We start from the raw sequence: 7,218 nt of genomic DNA on the forward strand, positions 1-7,218 counted from the left end.
GGCGCAGAGATAGAAAAACTAACAAACGAAGCGCTGTCACTCTAAATAAACATCACTTTAAGTTTAATAACAATTTATTGATTCAGTGATTAACTGAATCGTTTAGGAATTCAAAATGAAAAACTATTTACTCGCACTATTGATTTTTATTGGGTATCTATCACCCATTCAAAGTGTTTTCGCTAGTGAAGATGAACATGAAGGCGAAGAAGGCATAAGCAAAATCGACAATAACATGGCAAAAAAGGTTGGTGTTGAAACAGCCTATTTAGCTTCAAAAACGTTGAACCAAACTATCCCTGTATACGGCTCTACGACGATAGGCGCTGAACAATTATTTCAAGTTAGCGCTAGATATAACGGCGTTATAAAGACAATAAACTTCACTGTTGGTGATACGGTAAAAAAAGGCGATCTATTAGCCGTTATTGAATCTAATGAGAGCTTAAATACTTATAAAATAACATCGCCTGTTTCTGGGACTGTTTTACAGCGAAATGGAAATATTGGCGGTATCACGCAAAACACTAGCTTGTTTGAAATCGTCAAATTTGACACCTTGTGGGCTGAATTTAAGGTGTTTACCAGCCAATATAATCAAATCAAAGTCGGTCAGCATGTTGATATTGAGCAAGGTGAACACGCATTCAGTTCAGTCATCACTAATATTATTCCAGCTAAAGATCAGCCTTATGTTTTAGCACGGGTACGATTAAACAACACTGAGTTAAAGCTAACGTCAGGTCAATTATTAAAAGGCAACGTAAAGATAAACCAATTTGAGGTGGATTTAGCGGTCGAGAAAGTTGCCATACAAGAGCTAGGTGGACAATTAGGTGTCTTTGTAAAAGAAAATGAAGAGTACGAGTTTGCACCACTTGTCCTTGGTCGTTCAGACAAAAACTATATCGAGGTCATTGATGGCCTCAGTAAAGACGCTGAATATGTAAACAAAAACAGTTATCTGATTAAAGCAGATATCTTGAAATCTGAAGTAGAAGACGACGATTAGGAGACGCAATATGATTGAATCAATTTTGCGTCTTGCAATAAATAGGCGCTATTTAGTATTAAGCTTGCTGATGGTAATCATCGGCGTTGGTATGTGGAGTTATCAAAAACTTCCCATTGATGCTGTTCCAGATATAACAAACGTACAGGTACAAATAAATACCTCTGCCCCCGGTTATTCACCTTTAGAAGCGGAGCAAAGGGTAACTTTTCCAGTAGAAAACGCATTAGCTGGACTACCAAAGCTGTCTCACACCCGCTCTCTTTCAAGATATGGTTTATCCCAGGTGACCGTTATCTTTGAAGAGGGAACCGATATTTATTTCGCACGCAACTTAATCAATGCAAGATTAGCTGCGATAAAAGGCGTTATTCCCTCTGGCTTAGAGCCAGAGATGGGTCCTATTTCCACAGGGCTTGGTGAAATATTTATGTATACCGTACAAGCTTCTCCTGACGCTAAAATGCCTAATGGAGAGCCTTATACCGCTATTGCCTTAAGAGAAATACAAGACTGGATCATTAAACCGCAATTGGCTCAAGTTAAAGGCGTCATTGAGGTCAACAGCATCGGCGGCTATAACAAGCAGTATCATATAACGCCGAAACCCGAAAAATTACTTTTTCATCAGGTAAGCTTTGAAGACGTTTCTGATGCATTACGTAAAAATAATGATAACCGTGGCGCGGGTTATATTGAGCAAAACGGACAACAAGTGTTAGTGCGCTCCATCGGGCAACTTGCGACAATGGATGAAATCCTCAATGTCATCATCAAAAAGAACGATGGTATTCCTGTAAAAATAAGTGATGTTGCCAATGTTGCTATAGGCAAAGAACTTAGAACAGGGGCTGCTACTCGTAATGGCATTGAGACAGTGCTTGGTACAACCATGATGCTGATTGGTGAGAATTCTCGCACCGTTGCTTTAGAAGTGGAACATAAGCTCAGCGAAATACAAAAATCTCTGCCAAAGGGCATTACCGCAGAGCCTGTTTACGACAGAACAACGTTAGTAGATAAAGCGATTGCAACCGTTACCAAAAACCTCGTTGAAGGTGCGCTTTTAGTTATTGTTGTGTTATTTATTCTACTTGGAAATTTACGTGCAGCTCTCATTACCGCTGCTGTTATCCCTATTTCCATGTTAATGACAATCACAGGTATGGTGCAAGCAGGAGTATCTGCCAATTTAATGAGTCTCGGCGCATTGGACTTTGGCTTGATAGTGGACGGGGCTGTAATCATCGTTGAAAACTCTGTCCGTAGGTTAGCACAGGCCCAACACAACGGTCATAGGCAAGACTTAAGAGAACGCCTAAATACCGTTTTTGAAGCCACTTCAGAAGTGATACGTCCAAGCTTGTTTGGTGTGGCAATTATCACTGTTGTTTACATCCCCATTTTCACGCTAACTGGCGTTGAAGGGAAAATGTTCCACCCTATGGCGGCAACTGTCGTTATGGCGTTAATTTCCGCAATGATCCTTTCAGTTACACTGGTTCCTGCTGCTGTAGCTGTGTTTATGAAAGGTAAAATCAGCGAAAAAGAAAGTGTAGTTATTCGTTCAACCAAGTCTATTTATGAACCATTGTTAAAAATGGCGATGAAATTTCGTTGGATTATTGTTTCATTCTCAACGCTGTTAATGGGGTATAGCCTTTGGTTAGCAACTACGCTTGGGACAGAATTTGTTCCTCAATTAAATGAAGGTGATATTGCACTACAGGCATTAAGAATTCCATCGACTGGCCTAGAGCAATCAGTAGAAATGCAAGAAGTACTTGAGCAACGTATTAAAGCGTTTCCTGAAGTTGATAAAGTATTCTCGCGCATTGGCACACCAGAAGTAGCAACCGACCCAATGCCACCGAGTATTGCTGATATCTTTGTTATTTTAAAACCACGTAAAGAATGGGCCGAACCTTCAAAACCAAAAAGTGAATTAGTTGAAGAAATGGAAAAAGTACTGAAAAACATTCCAGGCAACAACTATGAATTCACTCAGCCTATTCAAATGCGTTTCAATGAATTGATTTCTGGCGTTAGAGCTGATGTCGGCATCAAAATATTTGGTGATGATTTGGATCGGTTATTACTTACCGCAAAAGATATTCTAAATATTGTGAAAACCGTGGATGGTGCCGCTGATGCTCGAATAGAACAGGTCACAGGTGTTCCATCTTTATCAGTAATTCCTAAACGAGAAGCGCTTGGTAGGTATGGATTGAACGTTACCGAATTGCAAGACTGGGTTGCCACTGCGATTGGCGGTGAATCTGCGGGGATCATTTATGAAGGTGACAGACGGTTTGAGTTAGTTGTTCGCCTACCAGAGCAAATAAGAACGGATATCGATAGCTTGAAGCATCTGCCGCTTCCACTTGAGAATGGTAACTATGTGCCAATTGAAGAAGTTGCAGAGCTTAAATCAGAGTCTTTACCCGCGCAGATTAGCCGAGAGAACGGAAAAAGAAGAGTTGTGGTTACCGTCAATGTTCGTGGTAGAGATTTAGGCGGTTTTGTAAAAGAAGTTAAAGCTAAAATTAATCAGGAAGGAGAAATTCCAGCAGGATACTGGCTTGATTATGGTGGAACGTTTGAACAACTAGAATCAGCAAGTAAGCGATTAAGCCTAGTTGTACCGATAACATTGGTTGTTATCCTAGGTATTTTGATTATAGCATTTGGTTCATTAAAAGATGCATTAATCATTTTCAGTGGCGTGCCTTTAGCATTAACAGGGGGCGTATTTTCACTTTATTTAAGAGACATGCCCTTATCAATTTCGGCAGGTGTCGGCTTCATTGCATTGTCAGGTGTCGCAGTATTAAATGGCTTGGTTATGTTGGCTTTTATTCGAGATCTTTGGCATGAAAAAGGCGACCTATACGTAGCGATCATTGAAGGCGCCATCATTCGTTTAAGACCTATTTTAATGACGGCACTGGTCGCAAGTTTAGGTTTTATTCCAATGGCGTTAAACACTGGAATTGGTGCAGAAGTACAACGACCACTAGCAACAGTTGTTATCGGCGGTATTGTATCTTCTACCATTTTAACTTTGTTTGTATTGCCTATTTTATATCAATGGGCGCATGGCGCTGAGAGTAACAAACAGCAATCCGACGAAATCTAAAAGCAAAAAAGCAGCTTAATTACTAAGTTATGCCTAATTAAGCTGCTTTTTATATTGTATGCTCCAAAATTTTATTGATAAAACTTACTCTGCTTCATCCCTACAATTTTCATTTAAAAACTCAAACTCTATCGTCGTATGCGATAAATGATAGGAAGATAATTTAGCTGCAACCTCTTGTTTAAGCTTAATTAATTCTTTAACGTCAAAGTTGTCACTCAGCTCAAGGTGCGCTGTTAAAACGTGACTTTCACCATCCAGTGACCAAAAATGCATATGGTGTATACCATTTACTTCAGGAAATTCATTTAATGACTGCTTAATACGCTCTTGGGTCTCTTTATCGGGTGCAGCTTGAAGAAAAAGCACCAATGTTGATTTAAGATTTTTGAAAACGTTAAATAAGATAAACAGCGTAAACCCTATTGATAATAGAGGATCTAATATCGGCAGTTCAACGAACAACAATACAATAGAGACTATAAGAACGGCAACCCAACCGAGTACATCTTCAAGTAGGTGCCATGTCAGCACTTTTTCATTTAGTGTTTCACCCGCTTTTAATTTGAATACCGCATAACCATTTACGGCAACACCGAGTATGGCTAGCCCTAACATCCCCTCAACTACAGGCATTTCAGGATTGGACAGCTTAGGTATTGCTTCAAATAAAACCCAAATAGAGCCGATAATCAAAACAATACTATTTACCAATGCACCAAAAAGTGTAAGTCGGCGATAACCATAGCTGAATTTGTCTGATGCTTCTTTATCTGAAAAACGACTTAAAATCCACGCAAAACCTATTGAAAGACTATCACCAAGATCGTGAACGGCATCCGCCATTATCGCCGTACTGTTTGTGAGCCAACCACCTATAAATTCGATAATGGTAAATATCACATTAAGGAAAAATGCCCAACCAATCCGGTCGTCTTTACCATGCTGATGACTGTGACTATGGTTGTGCATTTTGTACCTCCAGTACTTTTTTATTTCTTATTTTTGATACATTCATATTAATCAAATGTCGGATCACTCGTTGATACAACCAACGTTTTACACCTGATAGATTAGTACCTTTTTCGAGATAGAACTTATCTGGTGAATCATAAAGCCCAAAGTCGTCATGAATACCTTCTTTTTGAATATAGGTATCCTCTCCACGCCAATCCGTACCGGGTGAAGATAAGCACTTTGTTGCAACACCATAACCACAAAACTCATCTTTTGCTTGGCTAAATTTCTGCTGTAGTGAGCTTAAGTATTGCTCATCCAATATAAAGCCCTCTAAGTTTATCCAACGCCCTTCAAAGTAAACTTCTACCCAACTATGAATGATGTATTTAGGTGCTAACCAAAATACAAGCTTAGGATAGCACCTTTTTATAGTTGCTGATCAATGGTAAAACCTTGGAAACGACACTGGATACCTAGTCCACGCAATAGTGCCATTAACAGATTACCCTTAGTATTACATTGTCCATAACCATCTGCTAGCACATCGCTTGCTGAAATATCATCACTCTTGTTATAGCCAAACATTATTTCATCTTTTACAAACTGATAAGCGGCACCAATTTTGTTGAAATTATCCAAATTTTTCCACCCTCGTTGATCGATCAGGGATTGGATATCTTTGTGTTCAAAATTAACGATATTCGTATTGTTTAAATATTTCTCAGTCATTTTTATATATCCCTTTCGTTGCATACCTATACTATAGATCCTATAGTAACTATAGAGTCAAATGTCTGGGGGAAATTGATGAAAATAGGCGAATTGTCAAAAAAATCGGGCTGTTCAATACAAACGATTAGATATTATGAAAGAGAAGGATTACTGTTAAATCCAAACCGTTCAGAAGGTAATTTCAGGCTGTATGATAGTAAAGCACTTAAACAATTGGAATTCGTAAAGCATTGTCGCAGCCTAGATATATCACTCAATGATATTAAACGTCTTATCGAATTAAAAAATAAGCCAGAAGAAAGCTGCTCTAGCGTTAATGCATTAATTGATCAGCAACTTGCACTAGTGAATAAACGTATGAAAGAATTAAGGGCGCTTAAAGCTGAATTACAACAGATGGCAAGTGCTTGTGGTTCAGACAATACAATTGAAGCGTGCGGCATCATCAAATCATTGGATAGCTAAACTAAATATAACTTTAGATTAGTAGTATTCACAAAGGCAATAATGTAAACCATTGGCAAATTAGCACAATCATTAAATTTAAATGTAGAAACCATTCGTTTTTATGAACGAGAAGGGCTGATTACACAACCTGAAAAACCAATATCTGGTTATAGACAATATGACGAAACAATAGCAGGACAACTTAGGTTTATCACAAAAGCCAAAGCGCTCGGCTTTACGTTAAGAGAAATAAAATCGCTAATGTCTATGGACAGCAACTGCACTCAAGTTGAGCTATTAAGCCGACAAAAGTTAGCAATCATTCGAGACAAAATTAATGACCTTCAACGTTTAGAGAAAGTAATTGTGGATATGACAAATACCTGTATGCAAAACGAAGATCCAACACATTGCCCCATAATTGATTCATTAAAATGATTGACTCCGTACTTATATACGGAGTTTAGAATGATGGTAATATCAACCAATAGACTTTCAAATGATAAATAAAATATTAGACAGAGTAGGCTCTAGTGGCGTTTGGCTAGCGGCACGGCCTGCTTCCCTGCATTAAGGTCACTTGCATCGGCATTAGGACTAGGCTTCTTCTCTCACTTCGAAGGAATAGCTGTAAATACGCTTTTACCTATTTTTGCATCTTTGGAACTATTGGTAAACTTATACAACTGGCACAAAAATAAAAACCATACCAGAGCTGTCTTCAGCATTCTAGGGCCTGTAGCAGTGCTATTAACGCTTTATCCTCTTTGGCTATATGATTGAAGCACATACCTATTTTACTTTGGTATTTGCTTAATGGTCGTTATGTCGGTTTTGGATATCGTAAAACCAGTAAGGGAGCAAACATGCAACGTATGGCTAATTGCCGTCGTTGAAACGATTAACGGTCAATGTCTGCTTTTCGCTC

6 protein-coding genes and 1 pseudogene are annotated in these 7,218 nt (G+C 38.7%); 5 read left to right on the forward strand and 2 right to left on the reverse strand.

Translation table 11 applies throughout. The annotated features are described in order from the left end of the window. Positions 1–115: 115 nt before the first annotated feature. Both H5157_RS20355 and H5157_RS20360 read left to right on the forward strand, forming a co-directional pair. Positions 116–1,012, forward strand: coding sequence for an efflux RND transporter periplasmic adaptor subunit (locus H5157_RS20355; protein ID WP_002962254.1), 897 nt, complete (start codon positions 116–118; stop codon positions 1,010–1,012). 10 nt (positions 1,013–1,022) lie between these two features. Next, complete coding sequence (locus H5157_RS20360) at positions 1,023–4,151, forward strand: efflux RND transporter permease subunit (protein WP_002962253.1); 3,129 nt, start codon at positions 1,023–1,025, stop codon at positions 4,149–4,151. Positions 4,152–4,235: 84 nt separating this feature from the next. Here the strand turns inward: H5157_RS20360 and H5157_RS20365 are convergent, their stop codons facing one another. After that, entirely contained in the window at positions 4,236–5,123 is an 888-nt protein-coding gene (locus H5157_RS20365; protein ID WP_010557526.1) for a cation diffusion facilitator family transporter, read from the reverse strand. Then, a pseudogene (locus tag H5157_RS20370) lies at positions 5,110–5,840 on the reverse strand (transglutaminase family protein). Before H5157_RS20370 ends, H5157_RS20365 begins: the two are co-directional and overlap by 14 nt. Positions 5,841–5,918: 78 nt before the next feature. On the opposite strand from H5157_RS20370, the gene cadR reads away from it, so the two are divergent. From cadR to H5157_RS21115, 3 genes are all read left to right on the forward strand, one after another. Next, the gene (cadR, locus tag H5157_RS20375) at positions 5,919–6,308 is read left to right on the forward strand and encodes a Cd(II)/Pb(II)-responsive transcriptional regulator (protein ID WP_002962247.1); all 390 of its coding nucleotides are present in this window, start codon (positions 5,919–5,921) and stop codon (positions 6,306–6,308) included. Between the two features lie 51 nt (positions 6,309–6,359). Then, positions 6,360–6,728: a MerR family transcriptional regulator gene (locus H5157_RS20380; RefSeq protein WP_028834999.1), complete on the forward strand. Its 369-nt coding sequence runs from the start codon at positions 6,360–6,362 to the stop codon at positions 6,726–6,728. A 102-nt stretch (positions 6,729–6,830) separates the two neighbouring features. Then, positions 6,831–7,073, forward strand: a complete 243-nt coding sequence (locus H5157_RS21115; protein WP_327077832.1) for a MerC family mercury resistance protein — start codon at positions 6,831–6,833, stop codon at positions 7,071–7,073. Positions 7,074–7,218 lie beyond the last annotated feature (145 nt).

This window comes from Pseudoalteromonas sp. SG43-3 (assembly GCF_014164385.1).
GTDB lineage: Bacteria > Pseudomonadota > Gammaproteobacteria > Enterobacterales > Alteromonadaceae > Pseudoalteromonas > Pseudoalteromonas distincta.

Coding starts and splice junctions, on each gene's coding strand:
- cadR (WP_002962247.1), top strand. CDS start 5,919: ATGAAAATAGGCGAATTGTCAAAAAAATCGGGCTGTTCAATACAAACG.
- H5157_RS20355 (WP_002962254.1), top strand. CDS start 116: ATGAAAAACTATTTACTCGCACTATTGATTTTTATTGGGTATCTATCA.
- H5157_RS20360 (WP_002962253.1), top strand. CDS start 1,023: ATGATTGAATCAATTTTGCGTCTTGCAATAAATAGGCGCTATTTAGTA.
- H5157_RS20365 (WP_010557526.1), bottom strand. CDS start 5,123: ATGCACAACCATAGTCACAGTCATCAGCATGGTAAAGACGACCGGATT.